The following is a 20,026-nucleotide window of genomic DNA, read 5'->3' as shown; positions in this document are numbered from 1 at the left end:
GGATCATCCGTACCTCGACCACGCTTACGGGGTCCCCCTTTCGGATCACGAAATCTCAGCTGACGGGAATCCGCACCACCAAGGCACGATTTCCACTGGCGTTGTGGTGGTTGAGGACAAGCAATCCAGCAGAATTACCTGTCGCCAACGCCGACTTCTCCCGCTTCACCGAGAGCGCGGTGCCGGGCTGGGCGAGGTACACGAGCGCGTCCTCACCCTGTCCGGTCGCCCGCAGACCGGGCTTGAGCGGGTCGAACGACAACGAGTCCACACTGTCGATCAAACCTGACTCGTCACCCGGCGCGGTGTAGTACCCCGCCACACCGACCGCGTACGAGATCCGCGCCGAGCCCTTGGCCGGGTCGATGCCGAGCGCTTTGAGCGGGACCGGGAGCACGGCGACGTTCGTGTCGAACACCTCGGTGTCGACGTCGCCGAGCAACCCGTTCAACGGGGTACGGGCCACCGAGGGGTTCCCCGGCCTGGCCAAGTCCACTGTGTTCACCACCCACACGTCCGAGCCGGTGAGCTTGGTCACGAACGACTCGAAGTCTGCCTTGCCGTCACCGGTCGTGTCGATGTCCACATACGGGACCGTGTTGCTTCCGAGGTTGTACCAGTTGCCCCAAGTCACTATGCCGAACGCGAGGATCGCCTTGTCGGGCTTGCCTTGTTCGACGGCGTACGGCGCAGTGGACGCTACTCCGACGTATCTGAGATCACCGCCACGAGCGGTGTCGTTGACAGTGCAGGCCTTTGTCAGGTTCTTGCGGCACGACGGCAGCTGCGGGGAGCTCGCCTGCAGCTCAAGCACACTGATCAACGACCGGTAGGCCTCGCTGCCTTTGCCCTGGTCCAGCCCTTTGCCGCGGATGGCCAGCAGGCCCTGTTCCCGGCTGTCGAACGTGACCTGCGGCTCGGTGCTGATCTTGGCGACCGGTTTGGGCGCCGCGTACACCGGGACGCGCAGCTGCGGGCCGGTTTTCGGGGTCAGCAGGAGCCGGCCGGACGCGTCGGCCAGGAACTGGCGGGCGAGGTCGCTCTGGGTCGGCGAGACGGTCGGGTCCATGGTTCTGCGCAACGCCAGCGGGTCGTCGATGCGCAACGTGACCGAGACCGATGCCGCGCCCCGGGGCTGGACCCGGATCGGGCCGCGGGTGACCTCGTAGTGCACGCCCGGGGTCGTGGTGACCGGCTCGTACGCGACTGTGAACTCGGCCGGTCTGGCGCCCTTGTTGACCAGCCGGACGGTCCTGGTCATCGACATCTTCGTGATGGCCTCGACTGTCCCGAACGAGACACTCACCGCGCCCGGCATGTCGATCACCATCGCCAGCACGGAGTTGTCCACGGCTGCCTTGGCGTTCACCCGGCCCGCCCCGACTCGTTGCGGGGCAAGGACAATCCCGTCCGGCCCGGTGCGCACGTCGGCGCCCGCGGTGTTCATGATCGCGGCCTTGATCTCTTCCGGCGTCCAGTCCGGGTGGGTCTGGCGCACCAGCGCGGCCACACCGCTGACGTGCGGCGCGGCCATCGAGGTCCCGCTGATCACCAGGGTCTGGCTGCCGCTGCCGGCCAGTGCCGAGGCGATGGTGTCGCCGGGCGCGGCCACGTCCGGTTTCACGACCGGCGCACGCACTCCGCGTGAGGTGAAACTGCTTGGTGTGTCCGCGATCTCCGGCGACATCGTCTTGAGGCTCGCCCGCTTGGACCCGAGCATGCGCACACTCAACGTGCCTGCCTGCAGCGCCGGCCGCAGCGGATTGGCCGCGGTGGCGGTGAACTGGAACATCGGCAGGCTGTCGATACCCGCGATACCGGCCGGGAACTGGTCGGTCGCCGAGGACAACAACACACCGGCCGCGCCCGCGTTCTTCGCGTTGGCAGCCCGGCCCGAGGAACCGCACCGGCGGGAGGAGTCGGCCTCGTCCCATTCCAGCCAGACGAACTTGTCCTTGACCTTGGCCTTGTCGTCTTCGCCGAACGGGCGGCAACCGTCCATGTTGGATGAATCCGACATCGCCACGATCGGCCTGGTGAGATCCAGCGAGTCGATGCCGGTGAACGCCTGGCTGTACTGGCCACCCGCGCTGGCCGGGGTCGGCGCTGTCACTTCGACAGCGTCCCGCAGCACGAAAGGATCGCGCGTGCTGGCGACGGTCAGCGCTTCGACCGTGTTGCCGGGAGCGCCGCCGACGTCGTACCGGTCGCCGCCGTTTCCGGCTGAGATCACCGAAAGCACGTCGTTGCGGGCGAGTTTGCGGACGAACAGGCTGTCCGGGTCGTCCGGCGCGCCGAAGTCGCTGCCCAGGGACATGTTCACGATGTCCAGGTGGTCGGCGAAGTCGCTGTCGCCGTTGGGATCCAGCGCCCAGTCCAGCGCCTGCGCGGTGAGGTTCGTCGAGCCGCTGCAGCCGAAGATCTTGATGGCGTAGATCAACGCCTTCGGCGCGGTGCCCGGACCGATCCGCATCTCGTTGAGCGCCTGGGAGTCGAGCTTGGTGTAGTCGCCACGGAAGGTCGTGCCGTCGGCGTTCACACCGAATCCGGCGGCCGTTCCGGCCACGTGCGTGCCGTGCTCGCCGCACGCGATCGGGTTCGGATCCGGCGCCGGTGTGGCCGAGCCGAGCACTCCGGCCGAGTCGAACTGGTCACCTGCCAGGTCCGTGCCGCCGACGACCTTGGCGGTCGGGAAGTAGCCGGGTTCCACCTTGGTCCGGTCGATCGCGTCGTAGGCCTCCGGCTTGCCCGGGCCGCCGAATGTCGCGTGGGTGTAGTCGACGCCGTCGTCGATCACGCCGATCCGGACGCGGTCGCCGAGTTTCCCGGACTCCTGCCAGGTGTTGAGCGCCTGCGTGACCTGAACCGCGTTCGCGTTCGTCCGCGTCTTGGGCACGATCGGGCGAACCGACTGGACTTCGGGGCGTGCGGACAGTTCACGGATCGCGGCTGCGTCACCCGTCACCGCCATGCCCGCGACGGCGTTGACGGTGCTGTACAGGACCTGCGCGCTCGCGTCCCTCTCCCGCAACGCGCCGGACAGCTCGTCCACTGCCTTGCCGACACTTTGGGAGGCCTCACGGGCGGCTTGCTGGGCCTTCTCGCGCCCCGCACCCTGGCCGGACTGTTCGTTGTAGACATCGACTGCGGGACGTCTTGCCAGCTCGATGAACGCTGTCGCGCGGCCGGTCGGCGCCATCCGCGCCGAGACCTTATCCGCAGTGGACGGTGGCAGTCGCGGCGTGAGCGCCAGACCCGTGGCCAACGGGTAGTCGGCCGGTTTGCTGATCGCGGTACCCGCACTGCTTACGCTCGCGACAACCGCGAGCGTGACCGTGGCGATTACAGACCGTCGCCTCCACCCGGTTGCACGGGTCCGCCCCACTTGACTGCCTCACTCTCCGCGTCTGATCGACGTCGGAAAGCAACCTATCGGCGAGGTGGCGCAATTGCCTAGTCCATCGGCACGAACATCAACTCTTCGGGTTTGCCCCCAAAGTGGCTTTCGGAGCATCCAGCGCTCCGAAAGCCACTTTGGGGACACAACTCACGCGTCGAACTGGACGGCGCGGATGTTGGTGGCGGCGATGCTCAGGCCGATCGAGTCGAGCACCGAGCTGTCCACCTGGCGGTCGACACGCAGCAGCATGATCGCGTCGTTGCCGGACGTGGTCTGGCTGATCTGGGCGGCCTCGATGTTGATGCCGGCCTCACCGAGCAGCGTGCCGACCGTGCCCATCACACCCGGACGGTCCTGGTACGCGGCCAGCACCACGGTGCCCTCCGCGCGCAGGTCGAAGCTGCGGCCGTTGAAGCCGACCAGCTTCTCGACCTGAGCGAGGCCCGAGACCGTGCCGGACACCGTGATCGTCCCGCCGTCCGGGTAGACCGCGCGCAAGGTCACCAGACTGCGGTGTGCCGCGCTCTCCGACTCCTTGACGATGTCGACCTCGACGCCCAGCTCCTCGGCCAGCCGCGGCGCGTTCACGAACGTCACCGGGGAGTCCACCAGGCCGTGGAAGGCTCCGCGCTCGGCGGCCAGCGCGAGGATCGAGACGTCCTCATTGGACAGCTCACCGCGGACCTCGACCGAGAGCGACGTCGGCGTGCCGTTGCCGGTCGCGGCCAGCACCAGGCCCAGCTTGTGGGTCAGCGGCAGGTACGGGCGGACCTCGTCGCCGACTGCACCACCGACGACGTTCACCCCATCGGGTACGAAATCGCCGCGCAGCGCCAGCAGCACGCTGCGGGCCACGTCCGTGCCCGCGCGGTCCTGTGCCTCTTCGGTGGACGCGCCCAGGTGCGGCGTGACCACCACGTTCGGCAGGCCGAACAGCGGGCTCGACGTGGTCGGCTCGGTGGCGAACACGTCGATGCCCGCCCCGCCGACCTGGCCCGACGCGATCGCGTCGGCCAGCGCCTGCTCGTCGATCAGGCCACCGCGGGCGGCGTTGACGATCAGCACACCCGGCTTGGTCTTGGCCAGCTGCGCGGCGCCGATCAGGCCCTTGGTCTCCGGGGTCTTGGGCAGGTGCACCGAGATGAAGTCGGCCCTGGCCAGCAGCTCGTCCAGCTCGACGAGCTCGATGCCCAGCTGCGCGGCCCGGGCAGGCGAGATGTACGGGTCGTACGCGATCACGTTCGTGTCGAAGGCCTGCAGCCGGGCCGCGAACAGCTGCCCGATCTTGCCGAGGCCCACCACGCCGACGGTCTTGCCGTTGATCTCGACACCCGAGAAGGAGCTGCGCTTCCAGGCACCGGCCTGCAGGCTCTGGTCGGCCGCGGGAATCCGGCGGGCGACCGACAGCAGCAGGCCGACGGCATGCTCGGCGGCCGAGACGATGTTGGAAGTCGGGGCGTTCACCACCAGCACGCCGCGTTCGGTCGCGGCCGGTACCTCCACGTTGTCCAGGCCGACCCCGGCCCGGGCGACGACCTTGAGCCGGTCGGTCGCGGCCAGCACCTCGGCGTCCACTTTGGTCGCCGAACGGACCAGCAGCGCGTCCGCCCCAGCGACCTCGGACAGCAACGCGGGCCGGTCGGTCCCGTCGACGTGACGGACCTCGACCTCCTCGCCGAACACGTCCAGCACGGATGGCGCCAGCTTCTCGGCGATCAGAACAACAGGTCGGCTTGTTGCAGTCACGGCAACGGCTCCAAGTTCATTTCACTGGGTGGGAAAGCGCGGAGCCGTGCGGCCCAGATCGCCGGAACCGCGCTGACCGGGTACGGCAGCGGGCCCGGACGCACAGGAGTCTAGAGCCTCACAGGCGAGTTACAGTTGGGTTATGCCGCAGCTCTCGTGACTCACCAGGGCTCGTCGAACTCCCCGGCCCGGACACCCTGCACGAACGCGTCCCACTCGCTGGGAGTGAACACCAGAATCGTGCCATCCGGATACTTGGAATTGCGCATCGCGGTATAGGTCACGCCGTCCGTGTGCTCGACAAACGCGATCTCGACGTACTCACCGTCGGGGTCCGCACCCGGCTCGGCCGCCCGCTGCCATTCGGCGTCCTTGAGGTCCAGTTTGCCCCTCACATGCGCCTTGTTGTCATAGATGGGCGCGCTGTCACCATTCATAACGCTAGGTATACCCGACCCTCACCGGCACGGGGATGGCCGGTCGTCGTGATCTCGTCGAAGAAGATCTGACATGGGCGCGACCCTGCTATGTTGCGATGTCATGAGCATGATCAACAAACGAGTGATCGGGGCCGCCCTTCTCGTGGCCGCCTGCTCCCTCCCATTAACCGTTCCGGCGGCCGGCGCCACCCCTGCCACCGCCGCGGAATCAGCGTCCTACAAAGGCCATTTCGACCCGAAACTGCTCAAACGCATCGTCCAGGCGAACGCCTATGCCGAAAGCCGCCCCGGTTTCGCCGGAATTGTCGTCCGGGACCGCAAAACCGGCGCGGTCTGGCGCAGCACCCATTCGGACACACTTGTCTGGGCGTGTTCCACCCCCAAACTCGCCATGGTGGTGGATCTGCTGCTGCGTAACGACGCCGGTGTCATCACGCTGACGGCCGAGGACCGCAACCTGATGCACCTGATGCTGAACTCCAGCGACAACAACGCGGCCCACACGCTGTGGAATCGCTACGGCGGCGAGGACTTCGCGACCCGCTTTCCCGCTTACGGGATGACCGACATGCGATTCACCGACGAGCATCCACATCACTGGGGCTGGATTCTCACCACGGCCGACGACCTCGACCGGCTGATGAACTTCGTGCTGACCAAACTCCCGGCCGCGCACCGCGACTACATCGTCAACGAGATGCGTTCGGTCGACGTCAACCAGCAGTGGGGCGTCTGGGGAGCCGGTCCCGCCGCCCGGCCGGGCAACAAGAACGGCTGGGCCGACGACAACGAAGACGGCTCGTGGCTGGTGAACTCGGTGGGCTTTGTCGGCCCCGGCGAGCGCTACACCCTCGCCATCATGAACAACACCCAGGTGGTCGACAACGGCGACATCGTGGGTATGGAAACCACGACCGGGATAAGCCGGATCATGTTCGACGGCTACTTCCGCTGAGAAATCGAATGCCCCCTCAGGAGTGATCTCCCGAGGGGGCATTCCAGGGAAAGAGATCAGGCGGTGTCGGTCAACGGCCGGTCGACCCAGGACATCAGGCCACGCAGTTTGCGGCCCACTTCCTCGATCGGGTGCTGCTCGCCCTCGGCCTGCAGCTTCTGGAAGTTCGCACGGCCAGAAGCGTCCTCGGCCACCCATTCCTTGGCGAACGTGCCGTCCTGGATCTCGCCCAGGATCTTGCGCATTTCTTCCTTCACGGCCGGGTTGATCACGCGCGGGCCGCGGGTGACGTCGCCGTACTCAGCCGTGTCGGAGACCGAGTAACGCATCCGGGCGATGCCGCCCTCGTACATCAGGTCCACGATCAGCTTGAGCTCGTGCAGGACCTCGAAGTACGCGATCTCCGGCGCGTAGCCGGCCTCGGTCAGCACCTCGAAACCGTTCTGCACCAACGCGGACGCGCCACCGCAGAGCACGGCCTGCTCGCCGAAGAGGTCCGTCTCGGTCTCTTCCTTGAAGGTCGTCTTGATGACGCCGGCCCGGCTGCCGCCGATGCCCTTGGCGTACGCCAGCGCGAGGGCCTGCGCGTTGCCACTGGCGTCCTGCTCGATCGCGATCAGGCAGGGCACGCCTTTGCCGTCGACGAACTGGCGGCGGACCAGGTGACCCGGGCCCTTCGGCGCGATCATGAACACGTCGATGTCGGCCGACGGCTGGATCAGGCCGTAGCGGATGTTGAAGCCGTGCCCGAAGGCGATCGCGTTGCCTGCCTGCAGGTTCGGCGCGATCTCCTCGTCGTAGATCTTCTTCTGCTTGGTGTCCGGCGCCAGCAGCATCACGATGTCCGCCTCGGCCGAGGCCTCGGCCGGGGTCAGCACGCGCAGGCCCTGCTCCTCGGCCTTCGCCCGGGACTTCGAGCCCGGCTGCAGGCCGATGCGCACGTCCACGCCCGAGTCGCGCAGGCTCAGCGCGTGCGCGTGGCCCTGGCTGCCGTATCCGATGACCGCGACCTTCTTGTCCTGCAGTACACCGAGGTCGGCGTCATCGTCGTAAAAGATCTCGACACTCATGTAATTCTTCCTTGTCAGCCTGTCGGAAATCAGCGCACCGCGGTCGCGGTGATCGAACGGGGCCCGCGGCCGATGGCGACCATGCCGGACTGCACCATCTCACGCACCCCGTAGGGCTCGAGCATCCGGCGCAGTGCCTCGATCTTGTCCGCGGTGCCGGTCGCCTCGATGGTCAGCGCCTCCGGTGAGACGTCGACCACCTTGGCGCGGAACAGCTGCACGGTCTCCAGGACCTGGCTGCGCACGGTGGCGTCGGCCCGGACCTTGACCAGCAGCAGTTCCCGCTGGACCGCCGAACTCGGCTCGAGCTCGACGATCTTGATGACGTTCACCAGTTTGTTGAGCTGTTTTGTCACCTGTTCGAGTGGCAGCTCGTCGACCGCGACCACGATCGTCATCCTGGACACGTCCGGATGCTCGGTCGGGCCGACCGCGAGCGACTCGATGTTGAAGCCACGCCGGGAGAACAGCCCGGCGACCCGGGCAAGGACACCGGGCTTGTTCTCGACTAGAACGCTCAGAGTGTGCGTGGACATCAGATCTCATCCTCGTCGTTGCGATCCTCGCGGCTCCGGCCGCCAACGCTAGATTTCATCTTCGTCGAACAGTGGGCGGATGCCGCGGGCGGCCATGATCTCGTCGTTGCCGGTGCCCGCCGCGACCATCGGCCACACCTGCGCGTCCTTGCCGACCACGAAGTCGATCACGACCGGCCGGTCGTTGATCTCCAGTGCCCGCTGGATGACCGCGTCCACACCGTCCTTTGTGTCACATCGCAGGCCCGCGCAGCCCAGCGCCTCGGCCAGCAGTGTGAAGTCCGGGATGCGGTGCTTGTGGGTGCCCAGGTCGGTGTTGGAGTACCGCTCGGAGTAGAACAGGTTCTGCCATTGCCGGACCATGCCCAGGTTGCCGTTGTTGATCACCGCGACCTTGATCGGCGCGCCCTCGATGGCGCAGGTCGCCAGCTCCTGGTTGGTCATCTGGAAGCAGCCGTCGCCGTCGATGGCCCAGACTTCCTTGTCCGGCATGCCGAACTTGGCGCCCATCGCGGCGGGCACGGCGAAGCCCATCGTGCCGAGGCCACCGGAGTTGATCCAGCTCATCGGCTTCTCGTACTTCACGAACTGCGCGGCCCACATCTGGTGCTGGCCGACACCCGCGGTGTAGATCGCGTCCGGGCCGACGAGCTGGCCGATCCGCTCGATGACGTACTGCGGCGACAACGTGCCGTCCGAGGGCCACTCGTACCCGGCCGGGAACGTCTCGCGCCAGCTGTTGACCTGCGCCCACCACGGCGTCAGGTCGGCCTTGGCGCGCTCCAGCTCGGCCTGCACCGCGGTGATCAGCTCGGTGATGATCTCCTTGCAGTCCCCGACGATCGGCACGTCGGCCTTGCGGTTCTTGGAGATCTCCGCCGGGTCGATGTCCGCGTGCACGATCGAGGCGTCCGGCGCGAACGACTCGAGCTTGCCCGTCACCCGGTCGTCGAACCGGGCGCCGAGCGCGATGATCAGGTCGGATCGCTGCAGGCAGCCCACTGCCGCCACCGATCCGTGCATACCGGGCATGCCGAGGTGCTGCGGGTGCGAGTCCGGGAACGCACCCCGCGCCATCAGCGTGGTGACCACCGGGATGTTGGTCAGCTCGGCCAGCCTGAGCAGCTCGGCCGAGGCCTGTGCCTTGATCACGCCGCCACCGACGTAGAGCACCGGACGGCGGGCCGCCGCGATCAGCTTCGCGGCCTCGCGCACCTGCTTGCCGTGCGGCCGGGTCGTCGGCCGGTAGCCAGGCAGGTGGATCTCGGGCGGCCAGGAGAAGGAGGTGGTCTCCTGCAGCACGTCCTTGGGGATGTCCACCAGCACCGGGCCGGGTCGGCCGGTGGCGGCGAGGTGGAACGCCTCGGCGATCGTCCGCGGGATCTCCGCCGGATCGGTGACGAGGAAGTTGTGCTTGGTGATCGGCAGCGTGATGCCGCAGATGTCCGCCTCCTGGAAGGCGTCCGTACCGATCAGGGCCCGGGTCTGCTGGCCGGTGATGGCCACGACCGGGACCGAGTCCATGTTGGCGTCGGCCAAGGGGGTGACAAGGTTCGTCGCGCCCGGGCCACTGGTGGCCATGCAGACGCCGACCTTGCCCGTGGCCTGCGCGTATCCGGTGGCCGCGTGGCCTGCGCCCTGCTCATGACGGACCAGGACGTGACGCACCTTGGTCGAGTCGAGCAGCGGGTCGTACGCCGGCAGGATGGTTCCCCCGGGAATGCCGAAGACCACCTCGCAACCGACTGCCTCGAGCGAACGGACCAGCGACTGGGCGCCGGTGACACGCACCGGGGCACCGGAGGGCGGCGCTGGTTTCGGACGGTTGGCCGGGGATGGTCCTGGCGCCCCGGGTTTCGCGGCGGGTCGCGATGTAGCGCTGGTCATCGGTTTCTGCCTCGTGGGTCTGGTGGTCGGGTAGGGGTCCGGACACGAAAAAACCCCCGCCGACCGGATGGGTCGCACGAGGGTCGCGCGTCGACGAGTCTGTTGCTCCTAAGCGTCGACGCGCTTGGGAAGTACGAGACCAATCGGGTTGAACATACAGCCGACCGTAGTGCGGGTTGTGCGCGTGCGTCAAATCTACGGGACGCTGTTCCCGGATAGTGGACCCATCCGGGGGACCCGGCTCCGCGCTGTCACCGCCGAAGGTGCACCATCGATGCGTGACCGTAAGCAAGGTCGTCTTCCGGACTCCGCCGACCGCCCTCCTCGCGCCGCTGCTGCTCGCGGTGGCCGCGACACCGTTCGCCTTCGCCGCACCCGGGTTGTACGCGATCTACTTGGTACCGATCGTGATCGTGGTGTGGGTGGTGCGCCACCGGACGACAGCGGACGCGACGGGCCTGACCGCGCGCACCTGGTTCACCAGCCGGTCACTGCAGTGGGACCAGTTGGCGTCCCTGAAACTTGATCACGGACGAGTGTCCGCAGTGGGCACGGACGAGACCGTGACCCGGCTGCCCGGTGTCCGGCTGCGACACTTGTCCTTGCTTTCCAGCGTCAGCAACGGGCGTATCCCCGACCCGGCCGAAACCGCCGACGCGAACGCCTCCGAGGAACCTCCGGCCACACCGGACGACTCCGGGCAGGCCCCTGAACGCGGGTAATCTCGCGTTGTTCCCACTGAGAGTGACTTGATCTGGAGGGGCGATGCCCCAGTTGCGCTCGCGCACGACCACCCACGGCCGTAACGCGGCCGGAGCACGCGCACTCTGGCGTGCGACCGGCATGACGGATTCCGACTTCGGCAAGCCGATTGTGGCGATTGCCAACTCCTACACCCAGTTCGTTCCCGGTCACGTGCACCTGCGTGATCTCGGCGACATCGTGGCCTCCTCGATTCGCGAAGCCGGTGGTGTGGCGCGGGAGTTCCACACGATCGCGGTGGACGACGGTATCGCGATGGGACACAGCGGGATGCTGTACTCGCTGCCGTCCCGCGAGATCATCGCCGATTCGGTGGAGTACATGGTGAATGCCCACCAGGCGGACGCGCTGGTGTGCATCTCCAACTGCGACAAGATCACGCCGGGGATGCTCAACGCGGCGATGCGGCTGAACATCCCGACCGTGTTCGTGTCCGGCGGGCCGATGGAAGCGGGTAAGGCGGTCATCGTGGACGGCGTCGCCCAGGCGCCGACGGATCTGATCACCGCGATCGCCGCGTCGGCCAACCCGGCCGTCGACGAGGACGGGCTGTCCATTGTGGAGCGTTCGGCGTGCCCGACGTGCGGCTCGTGCTCCGGGATGTTCACGGCCAACTCGATGAACTGCCTGACCGAGGCGCTCGGCCTGGCGCTGCCGGGCAACGGCTCCACCCTTGCCACACACGCCGCCCGCCGCGACCTTTTCTCCGCCGCGGGTACGACTGTCGTCGAGCTCTGCCGCCGTTGGTACGGCTCGGACGACGATTCCGTGCTGCCTCGCTCGATTGCCTCCCGTAAGGCCTTCGAGAACGCGATGGCGCTGGACATGGCCATGGGCGGCTCGACGAACACGGTGTTGCACATCCTGGCGGCGGCCCAGGAAGGCGAGGTCGGCTTCACCCTGTCGGACATCGACGAGATCAGCCGGCGCGTGCCCTGCCTGTCGAAGGTCTCGCCGAACTCCGACTACCACATGGAGGACGTGCACCGGGCCGGTGGAATCCCGGCCATCCTCGGCGAATTGGACCGAGCAGGACTGCTCAATCGGGACGTCCACTCGGTGCATTCCCCGGATCTGTCCTCGTGGCTCGCCGAGTGGGACATCCGATCAGGCTCGACTTCGGACGCGGCGATCGAACTGTTCCACGCCGCACCGGGCGGAGTGCGCACCACTGAGGCCTTCTCGACGACCAACCGCTGGTCCTCCTTGGACACCGACGCCTCCGAAGGCTGCATCCGCGACGCCGCACACGCCTACACAGCCGACGGCGGCCTCGCCGTGCTGCGCGGCAACTTGGCTGAGAACGGCGCGGTCATCAAGTCCGCGGGCATCGACCCGTCGCTGTTCCGTTTCCAGGGCCCGGCGCGTGTGGTGGAAAGCCAGGAGCAGGCGGTCTCGGTGATCCTGACCAAGCAGATCCAGCCCGGCGACGTGCTCGTGGTGCGCTACGAAGGGCCGGCAGGCGGCCCGGGAATGCAGGAAATGCTGCACCCCACGGCGTTCCTGAAAGGTGCGGGCCTGGGCAAGAAGTGCGCCCTGATCACCGACGGCCGCTTCTCCGGTGGCTCGTCAGGCCTCTCGGTCGGCCACATCTCCCCCGAAGCGGCGGGCGGCGGCACGATCGGCCTGGTGCAGGACGGCGACCAGATCCTGATCGACGTCACCACCCGAACCCTTGAACTGCTGGTCTCAGACGAGATCCTGGCGGAGCGACGCGCCAAAATGGAGTCCAGCGAACGCCCCTGGCAACCGGCGGACCGCGACCGCCCCGTCACCACAGCCCTGCGAGCCTACGCCCACATGGCAACCGACGCCTCAACCGGTGCGGTCCGCCGCATCCCGTAACAGCGTCCGCCTACCCCTGCTCTCGTGCAGGGGTAGGCGGAGTCTGGGTTATCGTCGTCGGCGTGCCTGCCGTCCTAGTCACCCGCGCGATGGTCGACGAAGCAATGAACGCGCTGCAGGGTCATTGCGATCTCGACGTGTACACCGGTCCGCCCGAGGCCATCGGCCGCGACGAATTCCTCAAGCGCGCCAAGGACAAGGACGGTCTGCTGACCATGGTGTCCGACCGGGTGGACGCCGAACTGCTCGACGCGGCCGGCCCTCAACTGAAAATCGTGGCCAACCACGCCGTCGGCTACGACAACATCGACGTGGCCGAGTGCACTCGCCGCGGCATCCTCGTCGCCAACACACCGGACGTCCTGACCGAGGCGACCGCGGACCTCGCCTGGTCTCTGATCCTGGCGTGCGTGCGCCGAGTCGCCGAAGGTGACCGGTTCCTGCGCACCGGCACGCCATGGATCTGGGGCCCGAAGATGATGCTCGGCCACGACCTGTACGGCAGAACACTCGGCATAGTCGGCCACGGCCGGATCGGCCAGGCAACCGCACGCCGCGCCACCGGTTTCGGCATGCGCGTGATCCACAATTCACGATCCGGCGGCGTATCGTTCGACACATTGATCGCGGAGTCGGACGTGGTCTCGATCCACGCGCCCCTGACCCCGGAGACCCGGCATCTGTTCAACGCCAACGTATTCCGTCAGATGAAGCCCACTGCAGTACTCGTCAACACCGCGCGTGGACCACTGGTGGACGAGGCGGCCCTGGCTTCAGCTCTGCGCGCCGGCGAGATCTTCGCTGCCGGGCTCGACGTCTTCGAACGCGAACCCGAAGTGGAAAAGTCCCTGCTGGACCTGGACAACGTGACCCTGCTCCCCCACCTGGGCAGCGCGACCGCCGAAACCCGCGCGGCCATGGGCCTTTTCGCCGTGGAGAACCTGCTTAACGGAGTGACGGGCAAGCGTCCCCGCGGCCTGGTCAACCCCGAGGTCATCGATTCCTGAGACGGGGTCCGGCCTCCGGAATCCAGCCTACGGTCAGGCTGTGACAGAAAGGCGCCGCCGAGATCCCTGGTGTGGACAACCCAATGCCTGTGGACAACCTCCCTGAAGCTGCCCGCCGTCATCACTTTCTGTCAGACCCCAGCGATAGGCTGGAAACCGGGGGCCAAGGCCCATGCCCGATACATGGAAAGGGGCGACGGAACTGTTCGTTCCATCGCCCCTGTTCTGTCGCTGGGTCAGCGGAACACGACGAGGGTGACCACGCTTAGGCCGGCGGCGACGATGAGCATGAAGAGGCCGAGGGGGACCGGGCGGCGGCCCCAAGGGGTCGGGCGGTCCAGGGAGATTCGGCCTGGACCGGTGAACAGCAGGGCGAAGGCGCCGGTCGCCACCGCTGCTTCCCATTCGAAGCCCTGGGGCGGGTTGAAGAAGCCGTTGCCCCACTTCAGATAGATCACGTTCGCCATCACGCCGAGCACCGCGGCCGCGCCGATCGGGGTGAAGAGGCCGATCACGAGCAGGGTGCCGCCGACAAGCTCGGAGATCCCGGTCACCCAGCTGAGCAGAGTTCCCTGGGAGAAACCCTGTGTTCCCAGGAAACGGGCGAACCCGTCGATGCCGGGCCCGCCCCACAGGCCGAAGAGTTTCTGCAGGCTGTGCACAACGAAGGTGCCACCGATGACCAAGCGCATCACCAGCAGGGCGAAGTCGAGCCCGCCGTGCCAGGCGTAGGCCGGCCGCGTGCGGCCGGTGTCCTCGGCATCCGGTCTGGACAGCACCGTTGTCGTGGACGAACTCGAGTAACCGGAATCGTCGTACCGGTCGGAGTCGTCATACCGGCCGTAGTCGCTGTCCGACGGCTCGGCCATCCGGTGCGAGCCGGAGTAGCTGTCGCCGCCCGTGGAATACATCCCTGGGTAGCCGCCCGCGGTGGTCGAGCGGTCGTCGTCGGTACTCACGGTGCGTAGGCTAGGCGATGGCGCTTCGAAACGCTCTAAAAACTTTTACTCAATACGCTCCGCCCACCAGATTCTCCGGTTTCCCGCCCGCGGCGAACAACGCGATCTCTCTGGCCGCAACGCCGTAAGCGCGGTCGAAGTTGCCGCGGCACGTTCCGGCGACGTGCGGGGTGAGCAGCAGGCCAGGGGCCGTCCACAATGGATGATCCGGGGGCAGCGGCTCGGGGTCGGTGACGTCGAGCGCGGCTCGCAACCGGCCGGAGTTCAGTTCTGCGAGCAACGCGTCAGTGTCGACGATTGATCCACGTGCCGCGTTCACCAGCACGGCCCCGTCCCGCATGCGGGACAAGAAATTCGGATCCACCATTCCGGTGGTTTTCGCGGTAACGGGCACCATCAGAACGACCGCGTCGTAGTGACCTAGTAGTTCCGGCAGTTCGTCCACACCGCGAACGTCTTCCCGGGCCGTGGTGCCGACCAGTGTGACATTTGTGCCGAACGGTTCCAGCCTGCGCTTGAGCTGATTTCCGAGATCACCCGCGCCGATCACAAGGACGTTCTTGCCCTGCAGTGTGTCGGTCAGGTGCAATGCCCAGCGGCGCTCGGCCTGCGCCTGGTCGAACTCCCGCATCTCCCGGTAGATCGACAGCAGCGCGGCGACGACCCACTCGGCCGTGCTGCCGCCGTGCGCACCGCGGCAGTTGGCCAGCATGACCCCGTCCGGCAGTTTGCCGATCCAGCTCTCCGCGCCGGCCGACAGCAGTTGGACCAGCCGCAGTTTCGGCAGTTGCGCCACCAACGGGAGGGCCCGGCTGCCCGCCTGGAATCCAGGGATCAGCACCTCGGCTTCCTCGGCGCCCGGTGGCAGAGGTTCGCCAACGTCGAAACGCACCAGCCGCACGCCCTCGAGCCTGCCGAGGACCGACATTCCGTGATCGTCAGGTACCAGAACGGTGATCGGCACGCAAACAACAGTAGGTGGTGTCGATCTGCTGTGCCTGACTAGGGCAGACTCAGCGGCGATGCACGAACACGACGTGACCTCGGCCGACGGCACGAGGATTCGTGGCTGGCGCACGGACAACGCGGGCCCGACGGTCCTGCTGTGCCCGGGTCTCGGCACGACGCCGGAAGTGTGGCCCGCGCTGTTGTTGCCCTCGGCAGGCGTACGGGTGTTGTCCTGGTATCACCGCGGCACGATGGGCTCGGCGAGACCGGAGGACGAAAGCCGGATCGAGCTGGCCGATCACGTCGCCGACGCACTGGCGGTGCTGGACGCGGCCGGGGTGCGCCGCTGTGTGGTGATGGGCTGGTCTGTCGGCGTGATGGTGGCCGCGGAGCTCGCGCGCCGTCATCCCGAACGGGTGTCCGGACTGCTGTTCGCCGCAGGTGTGCCCGGTGATCTGTTCGGTGCGATGTTCAGTGCGTTTGGCATCCCTGCCGTGGTTCGTCGCGCGATTGCACTGACCGGAACTCACGCACTGCGCGCGATTGCACCGGTGGTCGACGCAGTACTGCACCACGTGCCGGTGAACACATTCACGGCGACGCTGGCGCAGCACAGTGGGCTCATGCTCCCCGGTGCGGACGTCAAAACCGTCGTGGCGACACTGCGACGGTTCACACAGCACGACTGGCGCTGGTACTTCACCCTCGCCCTGGCTGTCGGCTCGATCCCAGCACGTGAACTTCGCGGCCTGACCTGCCCGATCACCGTCCTGGCCGGTCAGTACGACCTGCTGGCGTCGCCGGAGCGAGCCACGAAGCCCGTATCGATGCTGCCGCAGGCCCGCGTGCGGATCCTGCCGACAAGCCACTTCCTGCCGCTGGAGGCCCCGGATGTGATCGTGCAGGAGCTGACGCTGCTGATCCGCCGGGTCAAGGCCGTGGAAAGGGCCCGTGAACTGGCCAGACCGCCCGCCCGGGATCCGATCGACGCACTGATCCCGCCTGCGCTTACCTACGGTTCACGGCTTCGTTCCTAACCTGGCAAGCGTGTCTCGTTCTGGTTGGCGGCTGGCCGCGTGTTGCGTGGCGGCCGGCCTCGCACTCAGCGGCTGCGTCTCGTTCGCCGAGCAGCCACCGCCCGCGAGCTGGACCTCACAGCCTCAGCTCGAGCCGGAGTCCGGCCCGAACTCGGGTGGTGGCGGTACTGGCAGCGGCAACGGTGGTGGCGGAAGCGACCAGGGCGGCAGTGGCCGTCCACAGGGCGACATCCCGCCACCGCAGGGGTGCAAGGACTTCAACCCGGCCGTTGTCGGCACGTGCATGGACACCATCGACGCCGTAGCGCCCTTCGCCGGCAGCGATCCGCCTGCGGGCCTGGCGGGCGAACGCAAGTCCGGCATTGTGTGGCAGGTCAAGCACGGTGCCGACCCGGTCAAAGTGACGCAACTCCCGGTCGACGCGAGCACCGGCGCCGGGCTGACCGGACTCGCCCTGTCGCCCAGCTACGCCGAGGACCAGCTGGTCTACGCGTACATCACGACCCCGACCGACAACCGGCTCGTCCGTTTCACCGCAGGTGACACACCGAAGCCTGTACTGACTGGAATCCCGCGCGGCACGTCCGGCAACCGGGGCGCGCTGACCCGGGATCGCGGCGGCGCCTTGCTGCTGGCCACTGGCGACGCCGGCAACCCGGCTCTCGCGGCCGACCCGAAGTCGTTGGCGGGCAAGCTTTTGCGCATCGACGTGACCGGGAAACCGGCCAAGGACAACCCCGACCCGAGCTCGCCCGTCATCGCCGCCGGTTTCAGCACGCCCGCCGGCGTATGCCTGGGCATCGACGGCCGGCCCTGGGTGACCGACCGGACGCCGACGCGGGACGTGATCTACCGCGTGGCCCCCGGCAAGCCTCTTGGCAATCCGGCGTGGACCTGGCCCGACAAACCCGGCGTGGCCGGCTGTGTGCTGGTGTCCTCCCTGCTGATGGTGGCCACGTCCACCGCGGGCAACCTGCAGAACCTGCCGTTGAACCCGGAAGGCGTGATCACCGCCAAGCCCACGATCACCATGGAGAACAAGGACGGGTTCGGCCGGCTGGGCGCGATGGCCGTGCTGAACCCGAACTACGCCCTGGCCGGGACGGTGAACAAGGACGGCGGCAAGCCGGTCTCCAGCGACGACCGGGCCGTGCTGATCACGATCGTCCCGTCGGGCTCACTGGGCACCAAGGACTGACCCGCCCAACTGGTCGAGCAGGCCGAGGCTGACTTCCAGCGCGGCGGCCTGCTTCTCGTCCTGGGTCGCGTCGGCCTCCTTCAGCGCGAACATGCCCATGTGCAGGACCATGAACGAAAGCCGGGCGCGCAACTGGTCGGCCAGGGGCGCGCCGGGTTCGACGAGGAACTCGAAGAAGACCTTCAACCGCTCCTGGCCCCGCATTCCGGCGGCGAGCTCGCGCAGGGCGGGCTGGTTCTCCTGCATCAGCCGCATCAGCCGGAAGTGCCTGCCGCTGTCGGAGACCACCGCCGCGGCGTAGCGGCGCAGCAGCTCGGCCCGGGTCTCCGGGGTGGGCTGCTTGTCGGCCAGCCAGGCCGCGACCACGTCCATCCGCTCGCCGGTGGCCTGCAGCAGGCTGGAGATGATCTCCTCCTTGGTCTTGAAGTGGTAGTAGAGCGCCGCCTTGGTCACGCCGAGATGCTCGGCGATCTCCCGCAACGAGGTCTTGTCGTAGCCCTGCTCGCCGAACAGTTCCAAGGCCACGTCCTGGATCTTTTCCCTGGTGTCCGACCGCGTGCCCATGACTTTCTCCCACTTACTTGACGACCGGCTAGCGTTAGCTTACCGTACGGCTAGCAAGTTACCTAGCCGGACGGCAAGTAAGCCCACTGGGGAGGATACCGTGACCAGCACAGAACCGCAGAAGAAACGCAAGCAGTACACAATCTTCGCAGGCCTGATGATCGGGATCCTGCTAGCCATGCTCGACAACATGATCGTGGGCACGGCCATGCCCACGATCGTCGGAGACCTGGGCGGGCTGAACCACTTCACCTGGGTGATCACCGCCTACACCCTGGCCTCCGCGGTCTCCACCCCGATCTGGGGCAAGCTCAGCGACCTCTACGGCCGCAAAGGCATGTTCATGGCCTCGATCGTGGTCTTCCTCGCGGGCTCCGCCCTCGCCGGCACATCGAGCACAATGACCGAATTGATCGCGTACCGCGGCCTGCAAGGCCTCGGTGCAGGCGGTCTGATGGTCGGTGCAATGGCCATCATGGCCGAGATGGTCGCCCCCAAGGATCGGGGCAAGATGCAGGGCATGTTCGCGGCGGTCATGCCGATCGCCATGGTCGGCGGCCCCTTCCTCGGCGGGTTCATCACCGACAATCTCGACTGGCGCTGGGCGTTCTACGTCAACCTGCCCCTCGGTGCAATCGCACTATTGGTCGTCGGTTTGACGCTGCATTTGCCGAAGCGCACCGGCAAAGCCGTGATCGACTACTGGGGTGCGGCCCTGCTGACCGTCGGCATCGCCAGCCTGGTCCTGATGACCACCTGGGGCGGCACGGAATACGCATGGGATTCGTGGCAGATCATCGGACTCGGTGCACTGACCGTGCTCGCACTCGCGGTGTTCGTCTGGGTCGAGCGCCGCGTCGAGGAACCGATCCTGCCGCTGCATCTGTTCAAGATCCGGAACTTCACGCTGGCGTCGGTGCTCGCGTTCATGTCCGGCTTCGCGATGTTCGGCGCGGTCAGCTTCCTGCCGCAGTACCAGCAGATCGTGCAAGGAGCCTCGGCGACCAACAGCGGACTGCTGCTGTTGCCGATGATGGCCGGAGTCCTGGTCTTCTCGACCATCTCGGGCCAGCTCACCAGCCGCACGGGGCACTACCGCACATTCCCGATCATCGGCATGGGCGTGATGGCAGTAGGCGCCTTCCTGCTCACCCAGCTGGGCATGACCACCAGCTCGTTCACCTCAAGCCTCTACATCGTCGTGGTCGGCGCCGGGCTCGGTTTCCTGATGGGCACAACGAACCTGATCGCCCAGAACAGCGTCGGACTGCGCGACCTGGGCGTGGCCACCAGCACGGCGACCTTCGCCCGCAGCATCGGCGGCTCCCTCGGCGTGGCCATCCTCGGCTCCATCTTCACCAACCGCATCCACGACAGCCTGACCACCGCACTCGGCCCGTCAGGCGCCTCGCTGACCAGCACCGGCGGCCAGCTGAGCCCCAAGATGATCGAGGCTCTGCCCACCCCGGTCCGGGACGCCTACCTCGGCGGCATGGTCGACGGAATCCAGGGCGTCTTCACCCTGGCCGCCGTCTTCCTGGCCCTGGGCTTCGCGATCTCGTGGTTCGTCAAGTCCGAGCCACTGCGCGATTTCACCGTCGCCTCCAGCGACACCAAGGACACCAAACCAGTCCCAGTCCTGGCCGACTGAAAGAAGAAAACGGCTGTGCGG

General features: G+C 67.1%; 16 protein-coding genes. 7 read left to right on the top strand and 9 right to left on the bottom strand.

Features of this window, described 5'->3' with window-relative positions:
• Window positions 1–55: 55 nt before the first annotated feature.
• The 3 genes from JOF56_RS20035 to JOF56_RS20025 form a co-directional block, all read right to left on the bottom strand.
• Window positions 56–3,385, bottom strand: a complete 3,330-nt coding sequence (locus JOF56_RS20035) for a S8 family peptidase (protein ID WP_307855169.1) — start codon at window positions 3,383–3,385, stop codon at window positions 56–58.
• Window positions 3,386–3,547: 162 nt separating this feature from the next.
• Entirely contained in the window at window positions 3,548–5,146 is a 1,599-nt protein-coding gene (gene serA / locus JOF56_RS20030) for a phosphoglycerate dehydrogenase (RefSeq protein WP_209640350.1), read from the bottom strand.
• 161 nt (window positions 5,147–5,307) lie between these two features.
• The gene (locus JOF56_RS20025) at window positions 5,308–5,583 is read right to left on the bottom strand and encodes a DUF397 domain-containing protein (RefSeq protein ID WP_209640347.1); all 276 of its coding nucleotides are present in this window, start codon (window positions 5,581–5,583) and stop codon (window positions 5,308–5,310) included.
• A 103-nt stretch (window positions 5,584–5,686) separates the two neighbouring features.
• On the opposite strand from JOF56_RS20025, the gene JOF56_RS20020 reads away from it, so the two are divergent.
• On the top strand, window positions 5,687–6,541 hold the full coding sequence (locus JOF56_RS20020; protein ID WP_245378318.1) for a serine hydrolase: 855 nt from the start codon (window positions 5,687–5,689) through the stop codon (window positions 6,539–6,541).
• Window positions 6,542–6,597: 56 nt separating this feature from the next.
• On the opposite strand, the gene ilvC is transcribed toward JOF56_RS20020, so the two are convergent.
• Genes ilvC through JOF56_RS20005 form a run of 3 tightly spaced genes read right to left on the bottom strand, consistent with a single transcriptional unit; the run spans window position 6,598 to window position 10,034 of the window.
• Window positions 6,598–7,611 (bottom strand): ketol-acid reductoisomerase, encoded by a 1,014-nt coding sequence (ilvC, locus tag JOF56_RS20015; protein ID WP_209640344.1) that lies wholly within the window; start codon window positions 7,609–7,611, stop codon window positions 6,598–6,600.
• 29 nt (window positions 7,612–7,640) lie between these two features.
• Window positions 7,641–8,147: an acetolactate synthase small subunit gene (gene ilvN / locus JOF56_RS20010; RefSeq protein ID WP_033380362.1), complete on the bottom strand. Its 507-nt coding sequence runs from the start codon at window positions 8,145–8,147 to the stop codon at window positions 7,641–7,643.
• Between the two features lie 48 nt (window positions 8,148–8,195).
• On the bottom strand, window positions 8,196–10,034 hold the full coding sequence (locus JOF56_RS20005; RefSeq protein ID WP_209640342.1) for an acetolactate synthase large subunit: 1,839 nt from the start codon (window positions 10,032–10,034) through the stop codon (window positions 8,196–8,198).
• Window positions 10,035–10,312: 278 nt separating this feature from the next.
• Here JOF56_RS20005 and JOF56_RS20000 point away from each other — a divergent pair, with 278 nt between their 5' ends.
• From JOF56_RS20000 to JOF56_RS19990, 3 genes are all read left to right on the top strand, one after another.
• A complete protein-coding gene (locus tag JOF56_RS20000) occupies window positions 10,313–10,756 on the top strand; it encodes a PH domain-containing protein (protein ID WP_209640338.1) in 444 nt (147 codons plus the stop codon).
• Window positions 10,757–10,799: 43 nt separating this feature from the next.
• Window positions 10,800–12,641 (top strand): dihydroxy-acid dehydratase, encoded by a 1,842-nt coding sequence (gene ilvD / locus JOF56_RS19995; protein ID WP_209640335.1) that lies wholly within the window; start codon window positions 10,800–10,802, stop codon window positions 12,639–12,641.
• A gap of 62 nt (window positions 12,642–12,703) precedes the next feature.
• Window positions 12,704–13,648 (top strand): 2-hydroxyacid dehydrogenase, encoded by a 945-nt coding sequence (locus JOF56_RS19990; RefSeq protein ID WP_209640332.1) that lies wholly within the window; start codon window positions 12,704–12,706, stop codon window positions 13,646–13,648.
• A 236-nt stretch (window positions 13,649–13,884) separates the two neighbouring features.
• Here the strand turns inward: JOF56_RS19990 and JOF56_RS19985 are convergent, their stop codons facing one another.
• Together JOF56_RS19985 and JOF56_RS19980 are read right to left on the bottom strand one after the other, a co-directional pair.
• Window positions 13,885–14,607 carry a DoxX family protein gene (locus JOF56_RS19985; RefSeq protein WP_307855168.1) on the bottom strand — a complete coding sequence of 241 codons (723 nt, stop codon included), beginning with the start codon at window positions 14,605–14,607 and terminating at the stop codon, window positions 13,885–13,887.
• A gap of 49 nt (window positions 14,608–14,656) precedes the next feature.
• Window positions 14,657–15,571, bottom strand: a complete 915-nt coding sequence (locus JOF56_RS19980; RefSeq protein WP_307855167.1) for a 2-hydroxyacid dehydrogenase — start codon at window positions 15,569–15,571, stop codon at window positions 14,657–14,659.
• A gap of 58 nt (window positions 15,572–15,629) precedes the next feature.
• Between JOF56_RS19980 and JOF56_RS19975 the strand changes: the two genes are divergently transcribed.
• Together JOF56_RS19975 and JOF56_RS19970 are read left to right on the top strand one after the other, a co-directional pair.
• Window positions 15,630–16,592 carry an alpha/beta fold hydrolase gene (locus JOF56_RS19975; protein ID WP_209640329.1) on the top strand — a complete coding sequence of 321 codons (963 nt, stop codon included), beginning with the start codon at window positions 15,630–15,632 and terminating at the stop codon, window positions 16,590–16,592.
• Between the two features lie 10 nt (window positions 16,593–16,602).
• Window positions 16,603–17,790 (top strand): PQQ-dependent sugar dehydrogenase, encoded by a 1,188-nt coding sequence (locus JOF56_RS19970; protein ID WP_307855166.1) that lies wholly within the window; start codon window positions 16,603–16,605, stop codon window positions 17,788–17,790.
• Here the strand turns inward: JOF56_RS19970 and JOF56_RS19965 are convergent.
• A complete protein-coding gene (locus JOF56_RS19965; RefSeq protein ID WP_209640326.1) occupies window positions 17,770–18,354 on the bottom strand; it encodes a TetR/AcrR family transcriptional regulator in 585 nt (194 codons plus the stop codon). The genes JOF56_RS19970 and JOF56_RS19965 overlap by 21 nt on opposite strands.
• A 100-nt stretch (window positions 18,355–18,454) precedes the next feature.
• Here JOF56_RS19965 and JOF56_RS19960 point away from each other — a divergent pair, with 100 nt between their 5' ends.
• Complete coding sequence (locus tag JOF56_RS19960; protein WP_307855165.1) at window positions 18,455–20,005, top strand: MDR family MFS transporter; 1,551 nt, start codon at window positions 18,455–18,457, stop codon at window positions 20,003–20,005.
• The last annotated feature ends 21 nt before the right edge of the window (window positions 20,006–20,026 follow it).

This window comes from Kibdelosporangium banguiense, assembly GCF_017876405.1.
Classification (GTDB): domain Bacteria; phylum Actinomycetota; class Actinomycetes; order Mycobacteriales; family Pseudonocardiaceae; genus Kibdelosporangium; species Kibdelosporangium banguiense.
Note: the sequence above shows the minus strand (reverse complement) of the source record. Positions and strands in the feature narration are given on the sequence as shown.

Coding starts and splice junctions, on each gene's coding strand:
- JOF56_RS19975 (WP_209640329.1), top strand. CDS start 15,630: ATGCACGAACACGACGTGACCTCGGCCGACGGCACGAGGATTCGTGGC.
- JOF56_RS19965 (WP_209640326.1), bottom strand. CDS start 18,354: ATGGGCACGCGGTCGGACACCAGGGAAAAGATCCAGGACGTGGCCTTG.
- JOF56_RS20020 (WP_245378318.1), top strand. CDS start 5,687: ATGAGCATGATCAACAAACGAGTGATCGGGGCCGCCCTTCTCGTGGCC.
- ilvN (WP_033380362.1), bottom strand. CDS start 8,147: ATGTCCACGCACACTCTGAGCGTTCTAGTCGAGAACAAGCCCGGTGTC.
- JOF56_RS20025 (WP_209640347.1), bottom strand. CDS start 5,583: ATGAATGGTGACAGCGCGCCCATCTATGACAACAAGGCGCATGTGAGG.
- ilvC (WP_209640344.1), bottom strand. CDS start 7,611: ATGAGTGTCGAGATCTTTTACGACGATGACGCCGACCTCGGTGTACTG.
- ilvD (WP_209640335.1), top strand. CDS start 10,800: ATGCCCCAGTTGCGCTCGCGCACGACCACCCACGGCCGTAACGCGGCC.
- JOF56_RS20005 (WP_209640342.1), bottom strand. CDS start 10,034: ATGACCAGCGCTACATCGCGACCCGCCGCGAAACCCGGGGCGCCAGGA.